A 24,215-nucleotide genomic window follows, 5' to 3' on the forward strand; every position below is an offset into this window, starting at 1 on the left:
CTCGAACGGCAGCCGAGCATGGCGATATGTCCTCACTCAGGGTGTCCACGCCCTGGTTCGACGAGACCGGCGACGAGAGTTCCTGGCTCCCGGGGGTGTCTACCCCGGTGACAGTGGCGGGACCGCGCCGGATTCACACCGGCTTCCTCTTCTGTCGCCGTACATGGCCCCGGCAGTCCACCACGGGCCCGGAAGGGCCGTCAACTCACTGTTGACCTGCGCCGGGACAGTGTGCAGAAGCCCACACGCCGCCGGCCCCGCATCACCGGTCACGGCCGTCACACGCGCGTGGGGCGCGGGACGGTGGTCCGTCCCGCGCCCCACGCGCGCGTGTGCGTGCCGATCCGTCAGGCGACGATCAGCGAGATCCCGTAGGCCACCGCCCCGGCGCACGCCGCGAAGCACGCGTACGCGCCGGTGACGGCCAGGGTGGCGGAGCCGCCCTGGGCCGCGGCCCGCTCGCGGCGGGAGAGGCCCATGATGCCGAGGGTGAAGAGGGCCACGAGGGCCACGGTGACGACGAGACTGACCCCGAAGACGGAGCCGAGAGCCGCCCAGTCGATCTTCATGCTGCTTCTTCCTTCGTACCGGTGGGGGCGGGACTCAGACGGTGGTGACGGTGGGGGCGGCCGACGGGGCCGGCTCCGGCGCCGGGACGGTGGCCGTGAGGTCCTCGGTGACCGTGCCCGCCGGGGGCGGGGTCACGGCGGCGATCGCGGTGGTGACCACGCCGGCCGGCTCCTCGTCCCCGCCGACGACGTGCGTGTGGTCGATGACCTCGCGCCGCGAGATCTTCCAGATCGCCGCGCTGGAGGCGATGAGGAACACCGCGACGAGCGCCGTGCCCCAGTCGCCGAAGCCGGTCACGTACTCGGCGAGGGCGCCGACCAGGGCCGCGGCCGGCAGCGTCAGGCCCCAGGCCACGAACATCCGGGTGGCGGTCGACCAGCGGACGACGCCGCCCTTGCGGCCCAGGCCCGCGCCCATCACCGCGCCGGACACCGAGTGCGTGGTGGAGAGCGAGAAGCCGAGGTGGGAGGAGGCCAGGATGACGGTGGCCGCGCTGGTCTGGGCGGCGAAGCCCTGCTGCGGCTGGAGGTCGGTCAGGCCCTTGCCCATGGTGCGGATGATGCGCCAGCCGCCGAGGTAGGTGCCGAGCGCGATCGCCAGGCCCGCGGACAGGATGACCCACAGCGGCGGGTCGGAGTCGGGGGCGACGGCGCCGCCGGCGACCAGGGCGAGGGTGATGATGCCCATCGTCTTCTGGGCGTCGTTGGTGCCGTGGGCGAGCGAGACCAGGCCGGCGGAGGCGATCTGGCCGGTCCGGTAGCCCTTGGCGGCGGCCTTGCCGTCGGCCTTCCTGCCCAGCGCGTACGACAGCCGGGTCGCGAGCATCGCCGCGACGCCCGCGACGATCGGTGCGGCGATGGCCGGGATCAGGACCTTGGTGACGAGCACGTCGCCGTGGACCGCGCCGGCGCCGGCCGAGGCGATGGTGGCGCCGATCAGCCCGCCCATCAGGGCGTGCGAGGAGCTGGACGGCAGCCCGACCAGCCAGGTCAGCAGGTTCCAGAGGATCGCGCCGACCAGGGCGGCGAAGATGACCTCGGGACGGATGCCGGTCTCGTCGACGAGACCCTTGGAGATCGTGTTGGCGACCTCCACGGAGAGGAAGGCGCCCACAAGGTTCAGCACGGCGGACATGGCCACCGCGACCTTGGGCTTGAGTGCACCGGTCGAGATGGTGGTGGCCATCGCGTTGGCGGTGTCGTGGAAACCGTTCGTGAAATCGAACGCGAGTGCGGTTACTACCACAATCGCGAGGATCAGCGAGAAGCTTTCCATTTACCCAGGCAATCGTTCGAGGTCATTGGCTGGATGAACGTAGGCAACCTGGGTGAACGGAAGATGAACTGGGACGGGCTTCGTGGTGTCCACAATCGGGGGGAGTGATTCCGCTCCGCCGCGACGCCCCGGACGCCGCACGGGCCCGGATCCCGCGCTCCCCTCTCCGAGGGTCCCGAAGAGCGGTGAAAGAGATGTTCGTCACCTGGCAGGATCGCGGCATGGCAGAGCAGCGACGCGACACCGGTGACGGCCTCCACGACCTCCACGGCGGGGAGGTCGCGCACGCCTGGGAACAACTCGTGGCGACGGCCCGCCGCACCGTCGCCGACCGGCTCGTCGTCGGCACCTCCGGCAACGTCTCGGTCCGCGTCGGGGACCTCGTCCTGGTCACCCCCTCGGGCGTCCCCTACGACCGCCTCACCCCCGGCGACGTCACCGGCGTCGACCTCGACGGCCGGCAGGTCCTCGGCACCCTCACCCCGACCAGCGAACTGCCCATGCACCTCGCCGTGCACCGCACCACCGACGCCCGCGCCGTCGTCCACACCCACGCCGTGCACGCCACCGCCGTCTCGACCCTCGTGAGCGAACTCCCGTCCGTCCACTACATGACGGCCGCGCTCGGCGGCCCCGTCCGCGTCGCCCCCTACGCGACCTACGGCACCGAGGAACTCGCCCGCAACCTCCTGCACGCCCTCGCCGGCCGCACCGCCTGCCTCCTCCAGAACCACGGCACCCTCACCCACGGCACCACCCTCGACGAGGCCTACGACCGCACGGCCCAGCTGGAGTGGATGTGCCGGCTGTGGCTGACCGCCTCGTCCGTCCCGGGCCGCACCCCGAACCTGCTGACCGACGACCAGCTGGGGGAGGTCGCGGAACGCCTGCGGGGCTACGGACAGCAGCGCTGAGGCGGCGCCCCGGGCCCGCGGCCGCCGCCTCCCGAGGGGGCGGCGGCCGCGCCGGCACGCGACTGCGCCGCCCGGACCCGGCGCGGGCTCCGCCGTACGGGCCGGCCACCCGGCTCCGCCGTCCGGGCCGACGGCACGGGGCCGCCCCGGGCAGCGGCTCCGTGCCGTCGCCGAACGGCCCGGCCGCGCGGTTCCGCGGTGCGGGCGGACACGCGGTTCCGCCCCCGAGGCCTGCCATGCGGCCCGAGCACGCAGCTCCTCCGTACGGGCCCGCGGTGAGCTGTGCGGCACGGGGACACGCGGCTCCGTCCCGCGGGCCGACCGCGCGGGCCTGCCAAGCGGCCCGAGCATGCGGCTCCGTCGTGCGGGCCTGCCATGCGGCCGGTGGGCCGGCGGCTCACGCGGCCCACCCCCCGGCCCCGTGCGCGGCCCGCCGCCCGGACCTGCCCGGACCCGCCCGGCCGTGGTGACGGTGGCTCACCGGGCGGCCGTCGCGGGCCCGCAGGCCGCCGAGGGGGCGGCCTGCGGCCGTTCGCCCCACCCCCGGTGCTCCCACCGCTGGCCCTCAGCGGGATCGGCCGGGACACTGGACGGGTGCGCACCGTCACGGCGACCGCCGTCACCGCAGCCGCGGCCCTGGCCGCCGGCGCCGCAAGCGTGGCCGCGGGCCGCCTCGCCAGCGACGCGGCCCTGAAGGCGTCACCCGGCCGCCCCCTGCCCACCGAACCCCGGCTCACCGTGCACGGCACCGCCGCCGGCCAGGTGACCCTCACCCGCGACCTCGCCGCCCTGCGGCCCGGCACCTACGGACTCGCCGGCGACGGCTCCCACGCGGTCGTCGGCCCCGTCCTGGACACCGCCCCGCACTCCGCCGACACGGTCGTACGACGTCTGGAGCGGGTCACCCACGGCGCCCTGGAGGCGGGCGACGCGGTGTGGCTCACCCCGAACCTGTACGTGGGCAACCCGACCACCGCGCTCGGCCTCGACCACGCCGACGTCGACGTGCCCGGCGAGCTGGGACCGCTGCCCGCCTGGTTCGTCCCCGGCGCCCGCCGCACCTGGGTGATCGCCGTGCACGGCCTGGGCACCACCCGGGAACACGCTTTGAACCTGACCGGCTTCCTGCACCGCCGCCGTTTCCCGGTCCTCGCCCTGTCCTACCGCGGCGACCTGGGCGCGCCACGCTCCCCGGACGGCCTCCACCACCTCGGCGAGAGCGAGTGGCGCGACCTGGACGCGGCGATGAGGTACGCCGTCCGCTACGGCGCCGAACGCCTCGTCCTGCTCGGCTGGTCCACCGGCGCCACCATGGCCCTGCGCGCCGCCGCCCGCTCGGGAGTGCGCAACCTCGTCTCCGGGATCGTGCTGGACTCCCCGGTCCTCGACTGGCAGGCCACCCTGCGGGCCCTCGCCGCCGCCCGCCACACCCCGGGCGCGCTGCTGCCGCTGGCCGTCCGCGCCGCCGAGGGCCGCGCCCGCCTGGGCACCGACCCCGTCGACGGGACCGCCGCCCCGGCCGCCCCCCTCGTACCGACCCTGATCGTCCACGGCCCCGGGGACACCGTGGCGCCCTGGGCGGCCTCCCGCCGCTTCGCCGACCGCCACCCCGGCCCGGTCACCCTCCACACCGTCCCGCACGCCCCGCACGCCGCCATGTGGAACCCCGATCCGGCCGCCTACGAGGAAGTGCTGCGCCGCTTCCTGACCCCCTTGATGTGACGCGCGGCGCGACGTGCCGCGGCGGACCGCGCCGGACGGGCCCGCAGGTTCCGTTTAAAGCCGGACCGTTGGCCTGAACAAGCCTCCCCACCCCTCCCCGCACCCCGTGCCCCGACCGGTCCCGCGGCCCGTCGTGACGTTCCGTTTGGGATTTCGGACCGTCAACCGGAAGACTGCACCCGTGACGTCCCGTATCCCGCGCGACTCCAGGCTTCGACTCGTCCGCCCACGACCCCTGGCCGCCGCCCCCTCAGCTGTGAACCAGCGGCGCCAGCGCCGCCCCGCACCCCGCCCTCCGGAGGGCACCCCCGCCCCGGCGGAGCTGGCCAGAATGGCGCGCTCCGGGCTGGCGGCCGCGGCCCGCGTCGCCCGCTGGGCCGACAACGCCCTCGGCCCCGGCCGGGACGCGGCCACCGACGACGGCAAGGCCACCCTCTCCGAGGCGACCGCCGAACGCGCGGCGGCCGACCTGGGCCTGACCGCGGCTCAGGTCCGCGCCGACTGGGACACCGCCCGCCTCGCCGGCCTCGTCGAGGTGCACGGCGACAGCGCCCGCCCCGGCTGGCGGCTGCGCGCCTGGAACCGTGACGACAGCGCCGTCCTGCGCGGCTGGGTCGCCCTCTTCGACGCCTGGTCGCTGGCCACCCCGGAACCCGCGGGCCAGGAGCCCGGCGCCGTCGCCGAGGTCGTCTCGGCCATGCCGCAGGTGCTCTCCTTCCTCCAGCTGTCCGCCGGCCCCGTCCCCGTGGACCAGCTCCTCGACCTGCTGCGCCAGCGCGTCACCGAACTGCGCACCGAACGCTGCGAGGTCTCCTACGGCCCCGAGGACGCCGCCGCCCCGGGCCCCCGCCGCCCCGGCCCCTCCGCCGACGCCGACCCGGCGGAACCGGCCCGCGCCGCCGAACTCGCCCCCCTCCTCGACTGGGCCCTGCACGCCCTCGCCTCGGTGGGCGCGCTCACCTACGGCGACGGCCAGGCCACCCTGACCCCGCTCGGCAACTGGGCGGTCTGGGTCAAGCTGGAGCAGATCTGCGTCGCCGCGCAGAGCCCCGCCGGCAACATCGAGGTCGCGGCCGAGGAGATGCTGCGCGGCTGCGCCCAGCTCCGCCCGAACGCCGCCCGCGCCGAGTACCGCGCCTGGCTCGCCGCCCGCACCGTCGGCAGCGCCGTCGGTGAACTCCTCACCGCCGCCCGCGGTGAGGACGCCCTGCTGCGCGGCCTCGCCTTCGAGGCGCTGCGTGTCGTCGGCGCCCCCGCGGAGCCCGACGTGCGCGCCGTCGTCGAGGAACCCGCCCTGCGGCCGTACGCCCTGCTGTGGCTGGCCGAGCACGACGGGGTGGACCCCGAGGACGCCCACGAGGTGCTCACCCGCGAGGAGGCCACCTGGCTGTGGGTGGACACCGCCGCGGCCGTCGCCGACCACGGCGAGGCGCCGATGCTGGTGCGCCACCTGGAGTCCGCGCTCCAGCCGACCGTGCCGGCGCTGCTGGCCGAGGTCCGCTCCGCCGGGCACCCGCGCACCGTGCAGGTCCTGGTGGCGCTCGCCGCCGCACACCCCGACCCGGCGCTGGCCAAGGCCGTGCGCAGGGCCGCCTTCCAGGTCCACACCGGAGGCTGAGACCGGCGCCGCGGGCCGTCCCGCGTCTCGGGCGCGTACGCCCTCCGGGCGCGTACGCGCCGAAGCCGCCGAAGCCGCCTGAGCTCCGGACGCCGCCCCGGCGCCGCGGGCCGTGCGGCCCCGCGGGGCCGGGCCTCCGGTCCGCCGGGGTCGTGCTCCCGGTCCGCCGGAGGCGTACGACCGGGGTGTCAGGACCTCCGTGCCGTTCCCGCCGCGAACCTCACGGCACGGCCCCGGCCGGCGGCGCCCGCCGGCCGGGCCTGCCGGCGACGCCCGCCGGCCGGGCTCCGCGGAGCGTGCGCGGGCAGCGGGCACCGCGCGGTCAGCGGAAGGTGTCGCACCGCGCCATGTCCCCGCTCCGGTACCCCACGTCGAACCACTGCTGCCGCTGCGCCGCCGAACCGTGCGTCCACGTCTCGGGCGTCACCCGTCCCTGGAACCGCTCCTGGATCCGGTCGTCGCCCACGGCCGCCGCGGCGTCCAGCCCGTCGGCGATGTCCGCGGAGGTGAGGTCGGTGATCAGCGGCCGCCCGGTCGACTCGTCCGGCGTCGTGGTGGCGTGCCGGGCCCACACGCCCGCGTAGCAGTCGGCCTGCAGCTCGACGCTCATCGCGGCGCTGCCGGCGCCGGTCCGCCCGTCCTGCGAGCGGCCCAGGGTGCCCACGAGGTCCTGCACGTGGTGCCCGTACTCGTGCGCCACGACGTACGCCTGCGCGAAGGGCCCGCCGCTCGCGCCGAACGTCGACCGCAGTTCGTCGAAGAACCCCAGGTCCAGGTAGACCTTCCGGTCGCCCGGGCAGTAGAACGGCCCCACCGCCGAGGTCGCCGTCCCGCACGCCGTCCCCACCCGCTGGGCGAAGAGCACGGTGGACGAGCGCGTGTACGTGCCGTCCCGCCGCCGGAGCTCCCCGTCCCAGAAGTCCTGCACGCTGTTGACCACCGCCACGATCCGGCAGTCGTCCCGCGTGTTCGCGTCCTGCCCGGTACGGCAGTCGCGCTGCACCTGCGCGAGCCCCGACGAGGTCGCCGCGGGCTCGTCGCCGCCCGAGGAGAGCCCGAGCTGGTCCGGCCCGACCCCCAGGAACAGCGCCAGCAGCAGCGCGACCAGCCCGGCGACGCCGCCGCCCACGGTCGCCCGTCCGCCCGGGATCCGGCTCCCGCGCACGTCCTGCACCTCGGACGTGTCCAGTCTGGCGTCGTCGTCGAACTGCACGGGCCACCTCCGTCTGTGCCGCCCTCGGCCGTCATCCTCACCCCCTGCGCGCCCCCACCCGTGTGGGGCCCACGCCCGCGGGCGGACCGCACCGGGAGGCGGGTCGGCAGTCAGGTACCCCCGCGTCCCGTTGTTGCACGTGCCGCCCCGACCGCCGCGCGCCCCGCCGCTTCCAGCCAGGGCTGCCCGCCCGCGCTCCGCCCGCGCCCCGCCGCTTCCAGCCAGGGCTGCCCGCCCGCGCTCCGCCCGCGCCCCGCCGCTTCCAGCCAGGGCGGCCCGTCCGCGCTCCGCCCGCGCTCCGCCCGCGCTCCGCCCGCGCTCCGCCCGCGCTCCGCCCGCGCGCGGCTCGCGCGACGTGGCCCGCGCCGGACCGGGCACGCGATCCGCGCGGAGATCGAACACGCGCGCTCAGGAAAAGTGCTTGCACGGCCCCGTTAGAATGACTTCATGGCCATTCTCCTCGCGCATTAGACGGCGGGAACGTCCTCAGCCGCCCATCCCGCCCCCACCCGCTCTGGAGTCTGTCCGTGATCTCCGCCTCCGGCATCGAGCTGCGCGCCGGCGCCCGCATCCTCATCGAGAACGCCTCCTTCCGCATCGCCAAGGGCGACCGCATCGGTCTGGTCGGGCGCAACGGCGCCGGCAAGACCACGCTGACGAAGGTCCTCGCCGGTGAGGGCATCCCCGCCGCGGGCCAGGTCACCCGGTCCGGCGAGGTCGGCTACCTCCCGCAGGACCCCCGCACCGGAGACCTCGACGTCCTCGCCCGCGACCGCATCCTCTCCGCCCGCGGTCTCGACGTGCTGATCCGCAAGATGCGCGACAACGAGCAGCGCATCGCCAACGGCCAGGGGTCCACCCGCGACAAGGCCATGCGGCAGTACGAGCGCCAGGAGACGGAGTTCCTCACCAAGGGCGGGTACGCCGCCGAGGCCGAGGCCGCCACCATCGCCGCCGCGCTCAACCTGCCCGACCGCGTGCTCGGACAGCCCCTGCACACGCTCTCCGGCGGTCAGCGCCGCCGGGTCGAGCTGGCCCGGATCCTGTTCTCCGACGCCGACACCCTGCTCCTCGACGAGCCGACGAACCACCTGGACGCCGACTCGATCGTCTGGCTGCGGGACTACCTCAAGACCTACCGCGGCGGCTTCATCGTCATCTCCCACGACGTCGACCTGGTCGAGACGGTCGTCAACAAGGTGTTCTACCTGGACGCCAACCGCTCCCAGATCGACGTCTACAACATGGGCTGGAAGCTCTACCAGCAGCAGCGCGAGGCCGACGAGAAGCGCCGCAAGCGCGAGCGGCAGAACGCCGAGAAGAAGGCCGCCGCCCTCCACTCGCAGGCCGACAAGATGCGCGCCAAGGCCACCAAGACGGTCGCCGCCCAGAACATGGCCAAGCGGGCCGACCGGCTGCTCGCCGGACTCGAGGCCGTACGGGCCTCCGACAAGGTCGCCAAGCTGCGCTTCCCGGAGCCCGCCCCCTGCGGGAAGACCCCGCTGATGGCCGAGGGCCTGTCGAAGTCGTACGGCTCGCTGGAGATCTTCACCGGCGTCGACCTGGCCATCGACAAGGGGTCCCGCGTCGTCATCCTCGGCCTCAACGGCGCCGGCAAGACCACGCTGCTGCGCCTGCTCGGCGGCGTGGAGAAGCCCGACACCGGCGAGGTGCGCCCCGGCCACGGGCTCAAGCTCGGCTACTACGCCCAGGAGCACGAGACCCTCGACCCCGAGCGCTCGGTCCTGGAGAACATGCGCTCCGCGGCCCCCGACCTCGACCTCGTCGAGGTCCGCAAGGTCCTCGGCTCGTTCCTGTTCTCCGGCGACGACGTCGACAAGCCGGCCGGCGTCCTGTCCGGCGGCGAGAAGACCCGGCTGGCCCTGGCCACCCTCGTGGTCTCCTCGGCCAACGTGCTGCTCCTCGACGAGCCCACGAACAACCTCGACCCCGCCAGCCGCGAGGAGATCCTCGGCGCGCTGCGCACCTACAAGGGCGCCGTCGTCCTCGTCACCCACGACGAGGGCGCCGTGCAGGCCCTCCAGCCCGAGCGGATCATCCTGCTGCCCGACGGCGTCGAGGACCTGTGGGGCTCCGACTACGCGGACCTCGTCGCCCTGGCGTGACCGAACGCCTGATCCACGGCGTATGGATCATTCGGCCCACCGGTGATCCATCATCTGTGTGAGATCTCCTCGTATCGAGGTGTGTCCTCCACCGATTTCACGGCCGGCCCCCGACCCGTCGGGGGCCGGCCGTCGTGCGTCCCTGACCTGGCACTTCGCGGAAGAACCCGTTCGGCCGTACGAACGCCCGGCACCGGAATCACGCATTCCGATCGTGGAGACATGCTCCTGTCGTCACGACCCTGTCGCACGGACCTTGCCGAATGGGTGGCCATCGGGGCCGGAAGGGGTGATCATGAGGGGACCAGAGCGCACTTCCCATGAGGAGGCACGGGTGGCCGAGACTCTGAAGAAGGGCAGCCGGGTGACCGGCGACGCGCGCGACAAGCTCGCGGCAGACCTGAAGAAGAAGTACGACTCCGGTGCGAGCATCCGGGCGCTGGCCGAGGAGACCGGCCGCTCGTATGGCTTCGTGCACCGGATGCTCAGCGAGTCGGGCGTCACGCTCCGTGGGCGTGGCGGAGCGACCCGCGGCAAGAAGGCCGCCTCGTCCTGATCCGGGCGGCCCATCGAATCCGATGGTGGCCACCCGGCCGGTCTTCCGATCGACCGGGTGGTTACTGTGCAGTCACTTAGCCGACCGCTAGCTGACCGCACCCATCGGAGGCGCCCCATGACCACGTCCGGCCAGGAACTCGTTCCCCTGCTCGACAAGGACGGCGTACGGCTCACCGTCGACGGCGCGCTCGCCACGGTGACGCTGACCCATCCGGCCAAGCGCAACGCGCAGAGCCCCGCGATGTGGCGCGCGCTGGCCGAAGCGGGCCGGCAGCTGCCGGGCTCCGTCCGCGTGGTCGTGCTGCGCGGCGAGGGCAAGTCCTTCTCCGCCGGCCTCGACCGGCAGATGTTCACGCCCGAGGGGATCGAGGGCGAACCCTCCTTCGTCGACCTCGCGCGCAGTGGCGACGCCGAACTCGACGCCGCCATCGCCGGGTTCCAGGAGGGGTTCACCTGGTGGCGGCGCAACGACCTCGTGTCGATCGCCGCCGTCCAGGGCCACGCCATCGGCGCGGGCTTCCAGCTGGCCCTCGCCTGTGACCTGCGCGTCGTCGCCGACGACGTGCAGTTCGCCATGCGCGAGACCGCCCTCGGCCTGGTGCCGGACCTCACCGGCACGCACCCCCTCGTCTCCCTCGTGGGGTACGGCCGCGCCGTCGAGATCTGCCTGACCGGCCGCTTCGTGCACGCCGAGGAGGCGGTCGCCACCGGCCTCGCCAACGTCGCCGTGCCCGTCGCCGAACTGGACGCCACGGTCCGCGAGCTGGCCGCGGCCCTCCTGGCCGCGCCGCGCGACGCGGTCGTCGAGACGAAGACGCTGCTGCGCGGCGCCGGCGACCGGACGTACGACGAGCAGCGGGCGGCCGAACGCGCCTCCCAGGCCCGCCGCCTGCGCGACCTGGCCGGCCTCGGAGAGTGACACCGACGGCCGGTCCGGACCGGGCGGCCGATCCGGACCGGGTGACGGCGGTGGGCGTTCAGTCCGCCGCCGTCACCAGCACCGCCACCGTCGGCTGATCCGCCAGCGCCTCCGACACCGCCGCGCGGACCCCCCGGGCGACCTCCAGCGCCCGGTGGTCCGCGCGCACCGCGATCTCCACGCGCGCGTGCCGTCGCGGCAGCGCGGCCGTCACGTCCCGCCGCTCCTCCAGGCGCACCGCGCGCCCGAGCGCGTCCGTCAGCGCGGACACCCCGGGCACCGACAGGGCGGCCTCGGCGACGCGCGCCTCGTCGCCCTCCCGCGCCGCCGTGGCCGGCCGGGGCGGCCGCCCGGACTCCGGCCCGGATCCCGAACCGGGCGCCGGCCGCTCCTCCTCGCCGTCGAGCAGCGCCGTCACCCGCAGGTCCACCTCGGCCACCACCAGCCCGAGCCGCTCCGCCGCCGCCACCGCCAGCGCCGTGCGCAGCCGGGACGCGGTCGTGGGCAGCGGCGCGGAGGCCGCCGCCGCGAACTCCGCCGTCACCCGCAACGGCCCCGGCGGCAGCGCGCTCGGCGGCGCCGGCACCACCGGCTCGTACGTCGCGCCGGGATCCGCCACCGCGATCCGCAGCGCGCCCAGGCGCACGCCGGGCAGTTCCCGCGCCGCCCGCCGCAGCACCGCCCCCGCCGCGTCCTCCGCGATCCACGCCCCGTCCCGTGGTCCGCCCAGAGGGAGCAACCGGCCCATTGCGAGTTGTTCGCGCACCACGCGCGTCCATCCGTCCGACGTCATTCCTCCAGCCTGCCGCATCCCCGGAGCGAGGACGGCCCACCGCGCTTACGGTGGCAGGAGGACGACGACCGAAAAGGACGTACGGCGATGAGCGAGACGAGCGAACAGAGCAGGACGCAGCTCCCGGACGGCGGCACCGAGCCGGTGTCGACCCGCAAGGCGACCAGGCGCGGCGGCGGCGACCCGGGGTCGCGCGGACGCACCACCATCGCCGACGGCGTCGTGGAGAAGATCGCCGGAATGGCGGCCCGCGACGTGGTCGGCGTGCACGCGATGGGCAGCGGCATGAGCCGTACCTTCGGCGCGGTGCGCGACCGGGTGCCCGGCGGCAGCACGAAGTCCGTCACCCGCGGCGTCAAGGCCGAGGTCGGCGAGGTGCAGACGGCACTCGACCTGGAGATCGTGGTCGACTACGGCGTGTCCATCACCGAGGTCTCCCGGGACGTGCGCGAGAACGTCATCGCGGCCGTCGAGCGGATGACCGGCCTCGAGGTGGTGGAGGTCAACATCTCGGTCAGCGACGTCAAGCTGCCCGAGGAAGAGGACGAGGAGCCGGAGTCCCGGCTCCAGTGACACACCGGCCACGGGCGACCGGGCCGCTGAGGGGAGTGCACCGTGAACATGGCCGTGGTGGGCATGATCGCCGGCATGGCGCTGGGCTTCGCCGGATACTTCGGCGGGTTCGGGGCCTTCCTGCTGGTGGCGGCGCTGGGCGCCGTCGGGTTCGTCGTGGGCCGGTTCCTCGAAGGGGACCTGGAGATCGGCGACTTCTTCCGCGCACGCGACGACCGGCGCCGGTGACGTCCGTGACCGAGGGACCCGGCGTGCCCGGCACCCGCCCGGCCGCGGTCCCGCCCGGGGAGCGGGGCGCCACCAGGATCGCCGACCGGGTGGTGGCGAAGGTCGCCGCGCAGGCCGCGCGCGAGGCGGTGGGACCGCTGCCCGCCGACGCCGCCCGCCCGCACGCCACCGTGGTCGTCCACCACGACGCCGCTCACATCCGCGTCCACCTCGAACTCGGCTATCCGACCGACATCGGCCCCCGCTGCCACGCGGTGCGCCGTCATGTCACGGAGCGGGTGGGCACGTTGGTGGGAATGGAGGTGCCGGAGGTCGCCGTCCAGGTCGAACGCCTGCACCTGGTGGCGGAACACGGCGTGGCACACGGGAGGACGCCATGAGCGAGCCCCTGGGCTCCGAGGGCACCACACGACGACTGCCGGTCCTGGAGAAGGCACCCGAGGACGACGGCCCCCGGCCCGGGCCCCCGCCCGAGCCCGGCCCCGACCCCGCCTCCGCGCCGAGCAGCGGACGCTTCTGGTCGGCCCGCCGCGTCCCGGCGGCCGTCGTCGCGCTGCTGCTCGCCGCCCTCACGGGCGTGCTCCTCTACGACATCGCCGCGGTGCGTGCCGACCGGCCGGCCCTGCACGCGCGCCGGGAACTGGCACGGCAGCTCGCCGAACGGCCCCTGGACGACACCTGGGTCCTGGTCGGCGCGGGCGTCGCCGCGGCCCTCGGCCTGTGGCTGGTCCTCCTCGCCGTCACGCCCGGGCTGCGCGACCTGCTGCCCATGCGGCGTCCCCACCCCGACGTCCGCGCCGGACTGCACCGGGGCGCCGCCGCCCTGGTGCTGCGCGACCGGGCCATGGAGGTCGCCGGCATGCAGTCGGTCCACGTCCGCTCCGGGCGCCGCCGGGCCGACGTGCGGGCGGTCTCCCACTTCCGCGACCCGGACGAGGTGCGCGCCGACCTGGACGAGGTGCTCGGCGACGCCGTCCGCGGCCTGGGGCTCGCCCGGCCGCCCGCCCTGTCCGTGCACGTGCGCCGGCCCGGCAAGAAGGGATGACGACGATGCTCAGGACCGTCAACCGCGTGGCACTGGGACTCGTGGGCCTCGTCCTGCTCGCCGTCGGCGGCGCCGTGCTCGCCGTCGGTCTGGGAGCGCGCCCGCCCTCCTGGTGGATCCACCACGACCGGCACGACGTGCTGCTCAGCACCGCCGAGCGCACCCGCTGGCGGGACGAGGGCTGGTGGTGGCCGGTCGTCCTCGCCGTGCTGGCGGTGCTCCTCCTGCTCGCCCTGTGGTGGCTGGTCGCGGTCCTGCGCCGGCGCCGCCTCGGCGAGGTCCTCGTCGACACCGGCGACGGCGCCGGCGCCCTGCTGCGCGGCCGGGCCCTGGAGAACGTCCTGGCCGGCGACGCGGCCCGGCTGGACGGCGTGTCCCACAGCCACGCCCACCTCACGGGCCGCAGGAACGCCCCCGAGGCCCACGTACGGCTCCTGCTGGAACCGCACGTGGACCCGGCCGTGACGCTCGACGGGCTGACGCACGAGTGCCTGGCCCACGCGCGGGAGTCGGCGGCGCTGACGTCGCTCCCGGCGGAAGTGCGTCTCAGGACGCACAAGCACAAGGCGGAACGGGTCAGTTGACGCCGGCCGGTCCCGAGCCGGCCGGCGGCCCCTCAGAACCCGTGCCGCATCCCGCCGTCCACCGGCACCATGAGGCCGGTCAGGTAGGAGGCGGCCGGCGACAGCAGGAAGGCCGCCACCCGCCCGAACTCCCGCGGCGCCCCGTACCGCCGCAGCGGGATCCGGGACTCGTTCGCGGCCCGGGTCGCGTCCGGATCGGCCGACAGCGCGTCCAGCTCGCGCACCCGGTCGGTGTCGATCCGCGCGGGCAGCAGCCCCACGACCCGGATCCCACGCGGCCCCAGCTCGTCGGAGAGCGACTTCGCGAACCCGGCCAGGCCCGGCCGCAGCCCGTTGGAGATCGTCAGCCCCGGGATCGGTTCGTGCACCGACCCCGACAGCACGAACCCGATGACGCCCCCCGCCTCCAGCTCGGCGGCCGCCGCCCGCGCCAGCCGCACCGCGCCGAGGAACACCGACTCGAACGCCGCCAGCCACTGCTCGTCCGTGTTGTCCGCGACGAACCCGGGCGGCGGCCCTCCCACGCTCACCAGCACACCGTCGAAGCGGCCGAACGCCTCCCGCGCGGCCGCGATCAGCCGCGCGGGCGCCTCGGGGTCGGCGTTGTCGACGCCCACCCCGACCGCGCCCGGCCCCAGCTCCCGCGCCGCCTCGGCGGCCCGCTCCGCGTCCCGCCCCGTGACGACCACCTTCGCGCCGTCCGCGACCAGCTCGCGCGCGGCGGCGTTGCCGAGGCCGCGGGTGGCCCCGGTGACGACGTACACCCGGTCCTTCAGTCCAAGATCCATGGTCCCTATCCTGCCTGGCCGTCGCCGTACAGGGTGAGGGCGGTGTTGACGAGGCCGATGTGGCTGAACGCCTGCGGGTAGTTCCCCAGGTGACGGCCGGCCTTCGGGTCGTACTCCTCGGCCAGCAGCCCCACGTCGTTGGCCAGGGCCACCAGGCGGTCGAACAGCTCGCGCGCCTCCCCGGTCCGGCCCGTCAGGTGCAGGGCGTCCGCGAGCCAGAAGGAGCACGCCAGGAAGGCGCCCTCGTCGCCGGGCAGGCCGTCGACGGTCCGCCCGGCGGTGCTGTAGCGGCGCAGCAGACCGCCGTGCCCGAGTTCCTCGCGGACGGCGTCGACGGTGCCGATCACCCGCGGGTCCTCGGGGGGCAGGAAGCCGACGCGCGGGATGAGCAGCAGGGCGGCGTCCAGGTCGCGCGAGCCGTAGTACTGCGTGAAGGTGTTGCGCCGGGGGTCGTAGCCCTTCTCGCACACCTCGCGGTGCACCTCGTCGCGCAGCGCCCGCCACCCCTCGAGGTCGCCGCTGAGCTGCGGATACCGCTCCAGCGCGCGGACGGCGCGGTCGGCGGCCACCCACACCATCACCTTGGAGTGCACGAACTGGCGGCGACCGCCGCGCACCTCCCACAGCCCCTCGTCCGGCTGCCGCCAGTTCTCGGACAGCCAGTTCATCAGCGCGCACTGGAGCGACCACATGTGCGGCTTGGGCGTCATCCCCGCGGTGCGGGCCAGTGACAGCGAGTCCATCACCTCGCCGTACACGTCGAGCTGGAGCTGGCTCACGGCGCCGTTGCCGACGCGCACCGGACGCGAGCCCGCGTAGCCCGACAGCCACGGCAGCTCGAACTCGGGCAGCCGGCGCTCGCCCGCCAGCCCGTACATGATCTGGAGGTCCGCCGGGTCGCCCGCGACGGCGCGCAGCAGCCAGTCGCGCCAGGCCTCGGCCTCCTCCTCGTGGCCGGCCGCCAGCAGGGCACCGAGGGTGAGGGTGGAGTCGCGCAGCCAGCAGTAGCGGTAGTCCCAGTTGCGGACCCCGCCCAGCTCCTCGGGCAGGGACGTGGTGAGTGCGGCGACGATGCCGCCCGTCGGCACGTAGGTGAGGGCCTTCAGGGTGATGAGGGAGCGGATCACGGCGTCCCGGTGGGGTCCGTCGTAGCGGCAGCGCGCCGACCACGCCCGCCAGTCCGCGACGCTGGCCCGCAGCGCCTCGTGGGGATCGACGAGCGGCGGGCGCGCGTGGTGCGAGGGGTGCCAGGTCAGCACGAACGCGACCGTCTCGCCCGCGGCGACGGTGAACTCCGCATGCGTGCTGAGGTTCTCGCCCCAGGTGCGCACCTCCGGCTCGCTGCGCAGCCACACCGAGTCCGGGCCGGCGACCGCCACCCGGTGGCCGTCGACCCGGCGCATCCACGGGACGACCCAGCCGTAGTCGAAGCGCAGCCGCAGCGCGCTGTGGACGGTGACCCGCCCGCGCAGTCCCTCGACGATCCGTACGACGTCGGGGGCCCGGTCGCGCTGCGGCATCAGGTCGGTGACGCGGATCGCGCCCTCGTCGGTCTCCCACTCGGTGTCCAGGACGAGCGTGTCCGGACGGTAGGCGCGGCGGGTGCAGTACGCCCCGTCGGCGCCCTTGGGCGCGATGCGCCAGTGGCCGTTGTCCTCGTCGCCCAGCAGGCGCGCGAAGCAGGCCCCCGAGTCGAAGCGGGGCAGGCACAGCCAGTCGACCGAGCCGTCCCTGCCGACCAGGGCCGCGGTCTGTTCGTCGCCGATGACGGCGTAGTCCTCGATGCGGGGGTGCACGGGGTGCGGGTTCCCGGCAGTGCGGCAGGGCAATCCGGGCGGGAGCCGGGCGGGTGACACGGCGTCGGGACGGCCGGCCGGGCGGGGTTCCGGCGGTTCGGCCGGGCGGTGCTCCGGCGGTGGGGCCGGGCACGGCCCCTCGTGGTGGGGCGGCCGGGCGGGGGGCCTCAGACCGCCGCGGGCTGTGCCTCCGCCGGCTTCCGCGCGGCGGCCGCCTCCCTGCGGTCGCGCAGCTCGCGCCGGACCAGGACCACCCAGCCGACCGGCACGCCCGCGGAGAACAGCCACCACTGGATCGCGTAGGCGTAGTTGAGCGCGGCGTCCTCGTTGCCGGGCCTGCCGACCAGCTGGGGGGTGCCCTTCGCGGGCTCGGGCGCCGTCTGCGCGATGTAGCCGCCGAGGACCTGCGCGTCCAGGCGCCGCGCCTCCTGCGCGCTGTTGATCAGCATGACCTGCCGGTCCGGCAGCCCCTGGAGGTTCTTGATGCCGCTCGCCGCGGTCGTCTCGTCGGGCATCAGCCGCCCGGTCACGGTGACCTGCCCGGCGGGCGGCGCCGGGACCTCGGGGAACGCGGTCTGGCTGGGGGCGTCGGCGGGGATCCAGCCGCGGTTGACCAGCAGCACCTTCCCGTCCTTCAGGACGAACGGGGTGACGACGTGGAAGCCGACCTCCTCGTCGCCGTTGACGCGCCGCCGGACCACGATCTCCCGGTCGGTGTCGAAGCGGCCCACGGCGGTCACGGAGCGGTACCGCTCGCCGGTGCTGACGGCGTGGCCCGGGGAGGTCAGACTCTCCACCGGCACGGGGTCGGCGGACAGCGCGTCGGAGACCAGCTGGTTGCGGGCGGTGCGCTCGTCGTAGCGGTGCATCTGCCAGATGCCCAGCCTGATCATCGTGGGGATCAGGAGCAGGGCGACGAGCGTGATGATCACCCACTGCCGGGACAAAAGGAAGCGGTACACCCCACGACCGTACCTCTCGGCCGTGGGGTGTCCTGACGTGGGGCCCGCTTCAGGCCCGGTCGACGATGCCCGCCTTTCCCTCGGCGCGGGCGCAGTGGGCGCCGCAGTACCAGCGCCCCTCGGCCTCCACGCCCTGGCCGATGATCTGCACCCGGCAGTGCTCGCAGATCGGGGCCATGCGGTGGATCGCACAGGAGAAGCAGTCGAAGACGTGCACCGCGCCCTGCGCGTGCACCTCGAAGGTCATTCCGTAGTTGTTGCCGCAAACCTCACATGTCGCCATGGGCCACAGGGTGGGCCGTCGGTGCGGCGCGGGCGAGACGGCGCCGGGCGAGTCGCGCGGCAATCACCCGTCCGTACGGTCGGCGCGGCACGGCGTGCTCACCGCAGCACGGCACGGTCACCGCGGCACGGCACGGTCACCGCGGCGCGGCCGGCTCGACATCGCGCAGCAGCTGGCCGAACGCCGCCTCGTCCACCACCGGCGTGCCGAACTGGCGGGCCTTGACCACCTTGGAGGTGCCCGAGTCGGGGTCGTTGGTGACGAGCAGGCTGGTCAGCCGGGAGAGCGACGTGGCGACGTGCAGTCCGGCCTCGGTCGCGCGGTCCTCCAGCAGCTCGCGCTCGACCGAGGTGTCCCCGGAGAACGCGATGCGCATGCCCTGCTTGAGCCGTTTCCCGTCCTCGTAGCGCCCCGGGTTGGGGTACGGGCAGGCGGGCCGCTTCCGGGCCGGACGCCAACCCGTCGGCCGGGGGGCGCCGGTGTGCTGCCCGAGCCGCGGCGCGGGACGGTCCTGCCACTCCGTCAGCGGCCGGCACTCGTGCAGCGGCAGCCGCACACCGCCCGCCGCCGCGGCCCGCAGGCTCGGCCGGAACGCCTCCGCCAGCACGCGCGCGTCGTCGAGGGCGTGGTGCGCCCGCCGCTGGACGACACCGAAGTGCGCGGCCAGCGACTCCAGCTTGTGGTTGGGCAGCGGCAGGGCCAGCTCCTTGGCGAGCGCGATGGTGCACAGCCGCTGTCGCACCGGGGCCTCGCGCTGCGCGCGCGCGTACTCGCGGGCGATCATCTGCCAGTCGAACACCGCGTTGTGCGCGACCAGCACCCGGCCGTCGAGCCGGTCCGCGAACTCCTGCGCCACGTCCCGGAAGAGCGGCGCGCCCTCCAGCACCTCGCTCGTCAGACCGTGGATCCACACCGGGCCCGGGTCGCGCTCCGGGTTGACCAGCGTGTACCAGTGGTCCTCGACCTCACCGCGCGCGTCCAGCCGGTACACGGCGGCGGAGATGATCCGGTCGTCGCGGGCCAGGCCGGTGGTCTCCACGTCGACGACCGCGTATCCCCGGGGATAGGCGGTCGGCCATTCCGTGGGGGAGGACGCTGCGGGCGTACGGTCTTCGAGCATGGTCATTGAGGATACGGGCCGCCACCGACAGCGGGCACCCGCCTCCACCCCACCGCCGGACGCCTCCGCTCGCGCACACCCGCACGCGCGTGCGGGACGACACCGGACCGGGGGGGCGCGACGGGCACGCCGGGCGCGGCGGGCACGCTTCGGCACGCGCGCGTGGAGCGTCGGCGCGGCGCCCCGCCGACCGGGATGCGATCCTCCCCGTGTGACGGAACCACCCCACGACGAGCCCCACGGCGGGTCGCTCGGAACCCGGCTCAACTGGCTGCGGGCCGCCGTGCTCGGCGCCAACGACGGCATCGTGTCCACCGCCGGCCTGGTGGTCGGCGTGGCCGGGGCCACCGGCGACCGCTCGGCGCTGCTGACGGCGGGCCTGGCCGGTCTGCTGGCCGGGTCGATGTCGATGGCGGCGGGGGAGTACGTGTCGGTGTCGACGCAGCGCGACTCCGAGCGGGCCGCCCTCGCGCTGGAACGCAGGGAACTGCGGGAACAGCCGGAGGCCGAGCTGGAGGAGCTGACCGGGCTGCTGGAGGAACGGGGCCTGACCCGCGAGGTGGCCCGGGACGCGGCCGTCCAGCTCACGCGACGCGACGCGCTGCGGGCCCACGCGCGCGTGGAGCTGGGCATCGACCCCGACGAGCTCACCAATCCCTGGCACGCGGCCTGGGCGAGCTTCCTGGCCTTCACGGTGGGCGCCCTGCTCCCGCTCCTGGCGATCGTGCTGCCCCCGCCCGGCCGGCGGCTGCCCGTCACGGTGGTGTCGGTCCTGCTCGCCCTGGCCTGCACGGGCTGGAGCAGCGCACGCCTCGGAGCGGCGGCACCCGCGCGGGCGGTCGTGCGCAACGTGGGGGGCGGGGCGGTGGCGATGGCGGTGACGTACGCGGCCGGGTCGCTGCTGGGCGCGGCCGGGATCTGAGGGCGGGGCGCGCGGACGGCGGCCGCACGGGCGGAGCCGCGCCGGACGGCCTCCGGCGCCGGACGGCCGACGCCTGCGGAGGACGGGACCGCCGCCCGGTTCCGACCGGGCGAACCCGGAGCCGGTCATGACCGCACGATGCGTGATCGATCGGGTCGACCCGGTGCGGCGGGGATCCCCGCCCGGCTCGACGGCCGTCCGAAGACGCCGAGGGGCCGGGCGGATCCGCTCCGCCCGGCCCCTCGAACCACGTCCCGGCTACTTCACCGCGCGCAGCGCGTTCACCACGCCGAAGCCGTAGAAGCCGTTGACGCGCTTGCCGCCCTCGCAGGTCGCGTCCACCACGCCGTCACCGTTGCCGTCGTACGGCTCGGCCGGGCAGCCCGGGTTGTCGGCCTGCGCCTTGAGCAGCGCCTGGAGCGTCGCCGGGGAGGCCCACGGGTGGGCCGACTTCAGCAGCGCGGCCACACCGGCGACGTGCGGGGACGCCATCGAGGTGCCCTGGAGGAAGCCGTACGCGTTGTTCGGCATCGTCGACAGGATGCGGCCGTTGGCCGACGGGGTGTCCGGGATCTGGTACCGGTCGCCGCCCGGCGCCGCCACGTCCACGGCGCCCAGACCGTACGTGGAGTAGTACGACTTGGTGCCCTTGACGCCCGTCGCGCTCACCGTGACGACCCCCGGCAGCTGGGTCGGCACGTCGAAGCACTCGTGCGGGTCGATCGTCCGCGTCACCGGAGTGGAGTCGTCCGGGCTGGAGTCGTCGACGATCGCGTCGGAGTCCAGGTCGTGGTTGGAGTTGCCGGCCGAGGCGACGTTGAGCGTGCCCTTCTTCTGGGCGTACAGCTGCGCCCTGTTGACCGCGTCGACGATGGCCTTCTGGTCGGGGTCGTCCATGCAGTTGTACAGCCACGGGTCCACGTAGTAGCTGTTGTTCGTGACCTCGACCCCGTGGTCGGCGGCGAACACGAAGGCGCAGACGACGTTCTCCGGGTAGAAGAGGCCGTCCTTCGGGTCGCTCACCTTGATGCCGGCGACCTTCACGCCGGGCGCGACACCGGCCACGCCGATGCCGTTGCGGGCCGCCGCGATCTCACCGGCGACGTGCGTGCCGTGGTAGTCCTCGGTCGGGTTGTACGGCCGCCAGGCGCCCTCGCTGGTGTCGGCCACACCGCCGACGCAGTTCGCCGACTGCGACGCGGAGAAGTTCGGCGCCAGGTCCGGGTGGGTGTCGTCCACACCGGTGTCGATGACGGCGACGGTCACCTTGCTGCTGCCCGGGTTGATCTCGGCGGCCTTGTCGGCGCCGATGGCGCGCAGGTCCCACTGGTCGGCCTCGAGCGGCTCGCTCACGCCCGCCGCGGCGGACGCGCTCGCCGTCCTCGCGGCGTCGGCCGCGGAGATCAGCTCGGCGGCGCCCTCGTCCGTGGTCCCGGCGGGGCTCAGGGGCGCGGTGCGGGTCGCGCCCGCCGACTGCACGCCGCGCACCGCGCGTATCTGCGCGCCGAAGTCGGGGTTCGCCGAGTGCACGACGATGACGCCGATCTTCGCGTAGGTCGCGACGACGGTGCCGTCGGCCGCGGCGATCGCCTTCTTCACCGACTCGATCGTGCGGTGGTCCACCTTGGTGTTGACGACGTACGCCAGCGTTCCGGCGTCCGCCGCCTGGGTGGCCGTGGCCGTGACCGGAGCCGCCGAGGCCGCCGTCGGCAGGAAGCCGAGGGAGGCGGTCAGCGACAGCACGACGGGCACCGCGAGGGCGAGGCGGCGTCTGGAAGGCAGATGAGCCATGGGGTCTCCACATCATCCGGAAGCGAGACCTGCCCGGACACGGGTCGTGCCTGGACAGGTACATGACGGGGTGGTGCTCGCCCGAAGCTATCTCCCCGACTCGCCGGCCAGCAATGACCTTCGGGAGGCGATTTCACCCGGCCATGACCTCCGACGGGCGTGGCTCGTTGACACAGCGGCCGCCGAGGCCACTTCGGAAACCGGTGCGAGGCGTTGAACCCGTCGTCGTGCGCCGCCGTGACCTTGGGCAGGGACGGCGAGGACCCTCGCCGCCCCCCACCCACCGCACCCGCAACGCGAGGAGACTCCGTGGCCACCGAGACACCGCCCCCCTCGAAATCCCCAGCCCGACTCCCCGCCGGCGAGGAGTTCGTCGCGGTGCAGGAGAGCGCGGAGTTCGGTGAACTGCGCCGCTCCTACCGCAGCTTCGCCTTCCCGCTGACCTTGGCCTTCATCGTCTGGTACCTGCTGTACGTCCTGCTGTCCAACTACGCGGGCGACTTCATGGGCACCAAGCTGTTCGGCAACTTCAACGTCGCCATGACGCTGGGCCTCGCCCAGTTCCTCACCACGTTCCTCATCGCCTGGTGGTACGCGCGCGTGGCCGCCGCCAAGTTCGACCCCAGGGCCGAAGCGATCAAGTCCCGGATGGAGGGCGGCGCATGAACACCGCGCAGACGTTCCTCGCCGCCGGTGAGGCCGGCGAGCACCGCACGCTGATCATCACCCTGTTCTCCGTCTTCGTCGTCGCGACCCTCGTCATCACCGTGTGGGCCGGCCGCCAGACGAAGGACGCCGCCGACTTCTACGCGGGCGGCCGCCAGTTCACCGGATTCCAGAACGGCCTCGCCGTCTCCGGCGACTACATGTCGGCCGCGTCCTTCCTCGGCATCGCCGGCGCGATCGCCCTCTTCGGCTACGACGGCTTCCTGTACTCCATCGGCTTCCTGGTCGCCTGGCTGGTCGCCCTGCTCCTGGTCGCCGAGCCGCTGCGCAACTCCGGCCGCTACACCATGGGCGACGTCCTCGCGTACCGCATGCGCCAGCGCCCGGTCCGCACCGCGGCCGGCACCTCCACGATCGTCGTGTCGATCTTCTACCTGCTGGCCCAGATGGCCGGTGCGGGCGTCCTGGTCTCCCTGCTCCTCGGCATCACCAGCGACACCGGCAAGATCGGCATCGTCGCCCTCGTCGGCGTCCTGATGATCGTGTACGTCACCATCGGCGGCATGAAGGGCACCACCTGGGTCCAGATGGTCAAGGCCGTCCTGCTGATCGCCGGAGCCCTCCTGCTCACCTTCCTGGTGCTGCTGAAGTTCGACTTCAACATCTCCGACCTGCTGGGCTCCGCCGCCGACAACAGCGGCAAGGGCGCCGCCTTCCTGGAGCCGGGCCTGAAGTACGGCGCCACCGGCACCACCAAGCTGGACTTCATCTCCCTCGGCATCGCCCTGGTCCTCGGCACCGCCGGCCTGCCGCACATCCTGATCCGCTTCTACACCGTCCCCACCGCCAAGGCCGCCCGCAAGTCGGTGCTCTGGGCCATCGGCCTGATCGGCGCCTTCTACCTGATGACCCTCGCCCTCGGCTTCGGCGCCGCCGCGCTGATCGAGCCGGAGGAGATCACCTCCTCCAACAAGGCGGGCAACACGGCCGCACCCCTGCTGGCGCTCCATCTCGGCGGCGTCGACTCCACCTGGGGCGCCATCCTGCTCGCCACCATCTCCGCCGTCGCCTTCGCCACGATCCTCGCGGTCGTCGCCGGCCTGACCCTGGCCTCGTCCTCCTCCTTCGCCCACGACATCTACGCGAACGTCATCAAGCGGGGCACGGCCACCGAGAAGCAGGAGATCAACGCGGCCCGGTACGCGACCGTGGGCATCGGCGCCGTCTCCATCCTGCTCGGCGCCCTCGCCAGGGACCTCAACGTCGCCGGACTGGTCGCCCTGGCCTTCGCGGTCGCGGCCTCCGCCAACCTGCCGACCATCCTCTACAGCCTGTTCTGGAAGCGCTTCACCACCGCCGGCGCCCTGTGGTCCATCTACGGCGGCCTGGTCACCGCCGTCGGGCTCGTGCTGTTCTCGCCGGTCGTCTCGGGCAAGCCCAGCTCGATGTTCCCCGACGTCGACTTCCACTGGTTCCCGCTGGAGAACCCCGGCCTCATCTCCATCCCCGTCGGCTTCCTGCTCGGCTGGCTCGGCACGGTCCTCTCCAAGGAGGAGCCGGACACCGCCAAGTACGCGGAGCTGGAAGTGCGGTCCATGACCGGCACCGGCGCACACTGACACACCTCCGAGGGGGCCGCGCCGCGGGCGATCCACAGCCCCGCGACGCGGCCCCCTCGTTGCTCGTGCGGGCCGCGCCCCCACGCTGTCGGTGGTGTCACGTAGGCTCGCAGATGACGGAGAACCCGTG

24 protein-coding genes and 1 riboswitch are annotated in these 24,215 nt (G+C 74.3%); of the genes, 14 read left to right on the forward strand and 10 right to left on the reverse strand.

Annotation, left to right across the window (positions count from 1 at the left end; translation table 11 throughout):
* Window positions 1–56: 56 nt before the first annotated feature.
* Window positions 57–189, reverse strand: a riboswitch (cobalamin riboswitch).
* Between the two features lie 158 nt (window positions 190–347).
* Window positions 348–569 carry a hypothetical protein gene (locus tag ACF09K_RS29440; protein ID WP_366060508.1) on the reverse strand — a complete coding sequence of 74 codons (222 nt, stop codon included), beginning with the start codon at window positions 567–569 and terminating at the stop codon, window positions 348–350.
* A gap of 34 nt (window positions 570–603) precedes the next feature.
* Window positions 604–1,845, reverse strand: coding sequence for an anion permease (locus ACF09K_RS29445; RefSeq protein ID WP_392248344.1), 1,242 nt, complete (start codon window positions 1,843–1,845; stop codon window positions 604–606).
* 221 nt (window positions 1,846–2,066) lie between these two features.
* On the opposite strand from ACF09K_RS29445, the gene ACF09K_RS29450 reads away from it, so the two are divergent.
* From ACF09K_RS29450 to ACF09K_RS29460, 3 genes are all read left to right on the forward strand, one after another.
* The gene (locus ACF09K_RS29450) at window positions 2,067–2,759 is read left to right on the forward strand and encodes a class II aldolase/adducin family protein (RefSeq protein WP_392248345.1); all 693 of its coding nucleotides are present in this window, start codon (window positions 2,067–2,069) and stop codon (window positions 2,757–2,759) included.
* A 594-nt stretch (window positions 2,760–3,353) separates the two neighbouring features.
* Complete coding sequence (locus ACF09K_RS29455) at window positions 3,354–4,481, forward strand: alpha/beta hydrolase (protein WP_392248346.1); 1,128 nt, start codon at window positions 3,354–3,356, stop codon at window positions 4,479–4,481.
* Window positions 4,482–4,662: 181 nt separating this feature from the next.
* Complete coding sequence (locus ACF09K_RS29460; RefSeq protein ID WP_392248347.1) at window positions 4,663–6,099, forward strand: hypothetical protein; 1,437 nt, start codon at window positions 4,663–4,665, stop codon at window positions 6,097–6,099.
* A 322-nt stretch (window positions 6,100–6,421) separates the two neighbouring features.
* Here ACF09K_RS29460 and ACF09K_RS29465 read toward each other — a convergent pair whose 3' ends face one another.
* Entirely contained in the window at window positions 6,422–7,312 is an 891-nt protein-coding gene (locus ACF09K_RS29465) for a neutral zinc metallopeptidase (RefSeq protein ID WP_392248348.1), read from the reverse strand.
* Between the two features lie 527 nt (window positions 7,313–7,839).
* Between ACF09K_RS29465 and ACF09K_RS29470 the strand changes: the two genes are divergently transcribed.
* The 3 genes from ACF09K_RS29470 to ACF09K_RS29480 all read left to right on the forward strand — a co-directional run bounded on the left by ACF09K_RS29470 (window position 7,840) and on the right by ACF09K_RS29480 (window position 10,915).
* Entirely contained in the window at window positions 7,840–9,438 is a 1,599-nt protein-coding gene (locus tag ACF09K_RS29470) for an ABC-F family ATP-binding cassette domain-containing protein (protein WP_392248349.1), read from the forward strand.
* A 334-nt stretch (window positions 9,439–9,772) separates the two neighbouring features.
* On the forward strand, window positions 9,773–9,994 hold the full coding sequence (locus ACF09K_RS29475; RefSeq protein ID WP_392248350.1) for a helix-turn-helix domain-containing protein: 222 nt from the start codon (window positions 9,773–9,775) through the stop codon (window positions 9,992–9,994).
* 117 nt (window positions 9,995–10,111) lie between these two features.
* Window positions 10,112–10,915 (forward strand): enoyl-CoA hydratase/isomerase family protein, encoded by an 804-nt coding sequence (locus tag ACF09K_RS29480; protein WP_392248351.1) that lies wholly within the window; start codon window positions 10,112–10,114, stop codon window positions 10,913–10,915.
* A gap of 58 nt (window positions 10,916–10,973) precedes the next feature.
* Here ACF09K_RS29480 and ACF09K_RS29485 read toward each other — a convergent pair whose 3' ends face one another.
* Complete coding sequence (locus tag ACF09K_RS29485) at window positions 10,974–11,708, reverse strand: nucleopolyhedrovirus P10 family protein (RefSeq protein WP_392248352.1); 735 nt, start codon at window positions 11,706–11,708, stop codon at window positions 10,974–10,976.
* 87 nt (window positions 11,709–11,795) lie between these two features.
* Between ACF09K_RS29485 and ACF09K_RS29490 the strand changes: the two genes are divergently transcribed.
* From ACF09K_RS29490 to amaP, 5 genes are read left to right on the forward strand one after another with little or no spacing between them, the layout of a single operon-like run.
* On the forward strand, window positions 11,796–12,281 hold the full coding sequence (locus tag ACF09K_RS29490) for an Asp23/Gls24 family envelope stress response protein (RefSeq protein WP_392248353.1): 486 nt from the start codon (window positions 11,796–11,798) through the stop codon (window positions 12,279–12,281).
* Between the two features lie 42 nt (window positions 12,282–12,323).
* The gene (locus ACF09K_RS29495; RefSeq protein ID WP_392248354.1) at window positions 12,324–12,509 is read left to right on the forward strand and encodes a hypothetical protein; all 186 of its coding nucleotides are present in this window, start codon (window positions 12,324–12,326) and stop codon (window positions 12,507–12,509) included.
* Window positions 12,506–12,889: a hypothetical protein gene (locus ACF09K_RS29500; RefSeq protein WP_392248355.1), complete on the forward strand. Its 384-nt coding sequence runs from the start codon at window positions 12,506–12,508 to the stop codon at window positions 12,887–12,889. Before ACF09K_RS29495 ends, ACF09K_RS29500 begins: the two co-directional genes overlap by 4 nt.
* Window positions 12,886–13,554: a DUF6286 domain-containing protein gene (locus ACF09K_RS29505; RefSeq protein WP_392248356.1), complete on the forward strand. Its 669-nt coding sequence runs from the start codon at window positions 12,886–12,888 to the stop codon at window positions 13,552–13,554. Before ACF09K_RS29500 ends, ACF09K_RS29505 begins: the two co-directional genes overlap by 4 nt.
* Window positions 13,551–14,138 (forward strand): alkaline shock response membrane anchor protein AmaP, encoded by a 588-nt coding sequence (amaP, locus tag ACF09K_RS29510; RefSeq protein ID WP_392248357.1) that lies wholly within the window; start codon window positions 13,551–13,553, stop codon window positions 14,136–14,138. The genes ACF09K_RS29505 and amaP overlap by 4 nt, the downstream gene beginning before the upstream one ends.
* A gap of 32 nt (window positions 14,139–14,170) precedes the next feature.
* Here amaP and ACF09K_RS29515 read toward each other — a convergent pair whose 3' ends face one another.
* The 5 genes from ACF09K_RS29515 to ACF09K_RS29535 form a co-directional block, all read right to left on the reverse strand.
* On the reverse strand, window positions 14,171–14,926 hold the full coding sequence (locus tag ACF09K_RS29515) for an SDR family oxidoreductase (protein WP_392248358.1): 756 nt from the start codon (window positions 14,924–14,926) through the stop codon (window positions 14,171–14,173).
* A gap of 5 nt (window positions 14,927–14,931) precedes the next feature.
* Complete coding sequence (locus ACF09K_RS29520) at window positions 14,932–16,722, reverse strand: glycoside hydrolase family 15 protein (RefSeq protein WP_392248359.1); 1,791 nt, start codon at window positions 16,720–16,722, stop codon at window positions 14,932–14,934.
* A gap of 167 nt (window positions 16,723–16,889) precedes the next feature.
* The gene (locus ACF09K_RS29525) at window positions 16,890–17,684 is read right to left on the reverse strand and encodes an SURF1 family protein (RefSeq protein WP_392248360.1); all 795 of its coding nucleotides are present in this window, start codon (window positions 17,682–17,684) and stop codon (window positions 16,890–16,892) included.
* A gap of 49 nt (window positions 17,685–17,733) precedes the next feature.
* Window positions 17,734–17,967: a hypothetical protein gene (locus tag ACF09K_RS29530; RefSeq protein ID WP_392248361.1), complete on the reverse strand. Its 234-nt coding sequence runs from the start codon at window positions 17,965–17,967 to the stop codon at window positions 17,734–17,736.
* A 136-nt stretch (window positions 17,968–18,103) separates the two neighbouring features.
* On the reverse strand, window positions 18,104–19,087 hold the full coding sequence (locus ACF09K_RS29535; protein WP_392248362.1) for a DEDDh family exonuclease: 984 nt from the start codon (window positions 19,085–19,087) through the stop codon (window positions 18,104–18,106).
* A gap of 211 nt (window positions 19,088–19,298) precedes the next feature.
* Between ACF09K_RS29535 and ACF09K_RS29540 the strand changes: the two genes are divergently transcribed.
* Window positions 19,299–20,009: a VIT family protein gene (locus ACF09K_RS29540; protein ID WP_392248363.1), complete on the forward strand. Its 711-nt coding sequence runs from the start codon at window positions 19,299–19,301 to the stop codon at window positions 20,007–20,009.
* Between the two features lie 258 nt (window positions 20,010–20,267).
* Here ACF09K_RS29540 and ACF09K_RS29545 read toward each other — a convergent pair whose 3' ends face one another.
* Window positions 20,268–21,800, reverse strand: coding sequence for a S8 family serine peptidase (locus ACF09K_RS29545; RefSeq protein ID WP_392248364.1), 1,533 nt, complete (start codon window positions 21,798–21,800; stop codon window positions 20,268–20,270).
* 309 nt (window positions 21,801–22,109) lie between these two features.
* On the opposite strand from ACF09K_RS29545, the gene ACF09K_RS29550 reads away from it, so the two are divergent.
* Both ACF09K_RS29550 and ACF09K_RS29555 read left to right on the forward strand, forming a co-directional pair.
* Window positions 22,110–22,466, forward strand: a complete 357-nt coding sequence (locus ACF09K_RS29550; protein ID WP_392248365.1) for a DUF485 domain-containing protein — start codon at window positions 22,110–22,112, stop codon at window positions 22,464–22,466.
* Window positions 22,463–24,085 (forward strand): cation acetate symporter, encoded by a 1,623-nt coding sequence (locus tag ACF09K_RS29555; RefSeq protein WP_392248366.1) that lies wholly within the window; start codon window positions 22,463–22,465, stop codon window positions 24,083–24,085. Before ACF09K_RS29550 ends, ACF09K_RS29555 begins: the two co-directional genes overlap by 4 nt.
* The last annotated feature ends 130 nt before the right edge of the window (window positions 24,086–24,215 follow it).

The sequence above is a fragment of the Streptomyces sp. NPDC014882 genome, assembly GCF_043081325.1.
GTDB lineage: Bacteria > Actinomycetota > Actinomycetes > Streptomycetales > Streptomycetaceae > Streptomyces.

Excerpts from the sequence above, each read along its gene's own strand:
- ACF09K_RS29535 (WP_392248362.1), bottom strand. The coding sequence starts at position 19,087 with ATGCTCGAAGACCGTACGCCCGCAGCGTCCTCCCCCACGGAATGGCCG.
- ACF09K_RS29440 (WP_366060508.1), bottom strand. The coding sequence starts at position 569 with ATGAAGATCGACTGGGCGGCTCTCGGCTCCGTCTTCGGGGTCAGTCTC.
- ACF09K_RS29555 (WP_392248366.1), top strand. The coding sequence starts at position 22,463 with ATGAACACCGCGCAGACGTTCCTCGCCGCCGGTGAGGCCGGCGAGCAC.
- ACF09K_RS29505 (WP_392248356.1), top strand. The coding sequence starts at position 12,886 with ATGAGCGAGCCCCTGGGCTCCGAGGGCACCACACGACGACTGCCGGTC.
- ACF09K_RS29530 (WP_392248361.1), bottom strand. The coding sequence starts at position 17,967 with ATGGCGACATGTGAGGTTTGCGGCAACAACTACGGAATGACCTTCGAG.
- ACF09K_RS29485 (WP_392248352.1), bottom strand. The coding sequence starts at position 11,708 with ATGACGTCGGACGGATGGACGCGCGTGGTGCGCGAACAACTCGCAATG.
- ACF09K_RS29480 (WP_392248351.1), top strand. The coding sequence starts at position 10,112 with ATGACCACGTCCGGCCAGGAACTCGTTCCCCTGCTCGACAAGGACGGC.
- ACF09K_RS29545 (WP_392248364.1), bottom strand. The coding sequence starts at position 21,800 with ATGGCTCATCTGCCTTCCAGACGCCGCCTCGCCCTCGCGGTGCCCGTC.
- ACF09K_RS29445 (WP_392248344.1), bottom strand. The coding sequence starts at position 1,845 with ATGGAAAGCTTCTCGCTGATCCTCGCGATTGTGGTAGTAACCGCACTC.
- ACF09K_RS29450 (WP_392248345.1), top strand. The coding sequence starts at position 2,067 with ATGGCAGAGCAGCGACGCGACACCGGTGACGGCCTCCACGACCTCCAC.
- amaP (WP_392248357.1), top strand. The coding sequence starts at position 13,551 with ATGACGACGATGCTCAGGACCGTCAACCGCGTGGCACTGGGACTCGTG.
- ACF09K_RS29490 (WP_392248353.1), top strand. The coding sequence starts at position 11,796 with ATGAGCGAGACGAGCGAACAGAGCAGGACGCAGCTCCCGGACGGCGGC.
- ACF09K_RS29515 (WP_392248358.1), bottom strand. The coding sequence starts at position 14,926 with ATGGATCTTGGACTGAAGGACCGGGTGTACGTCGTCACCGGGGCCACC.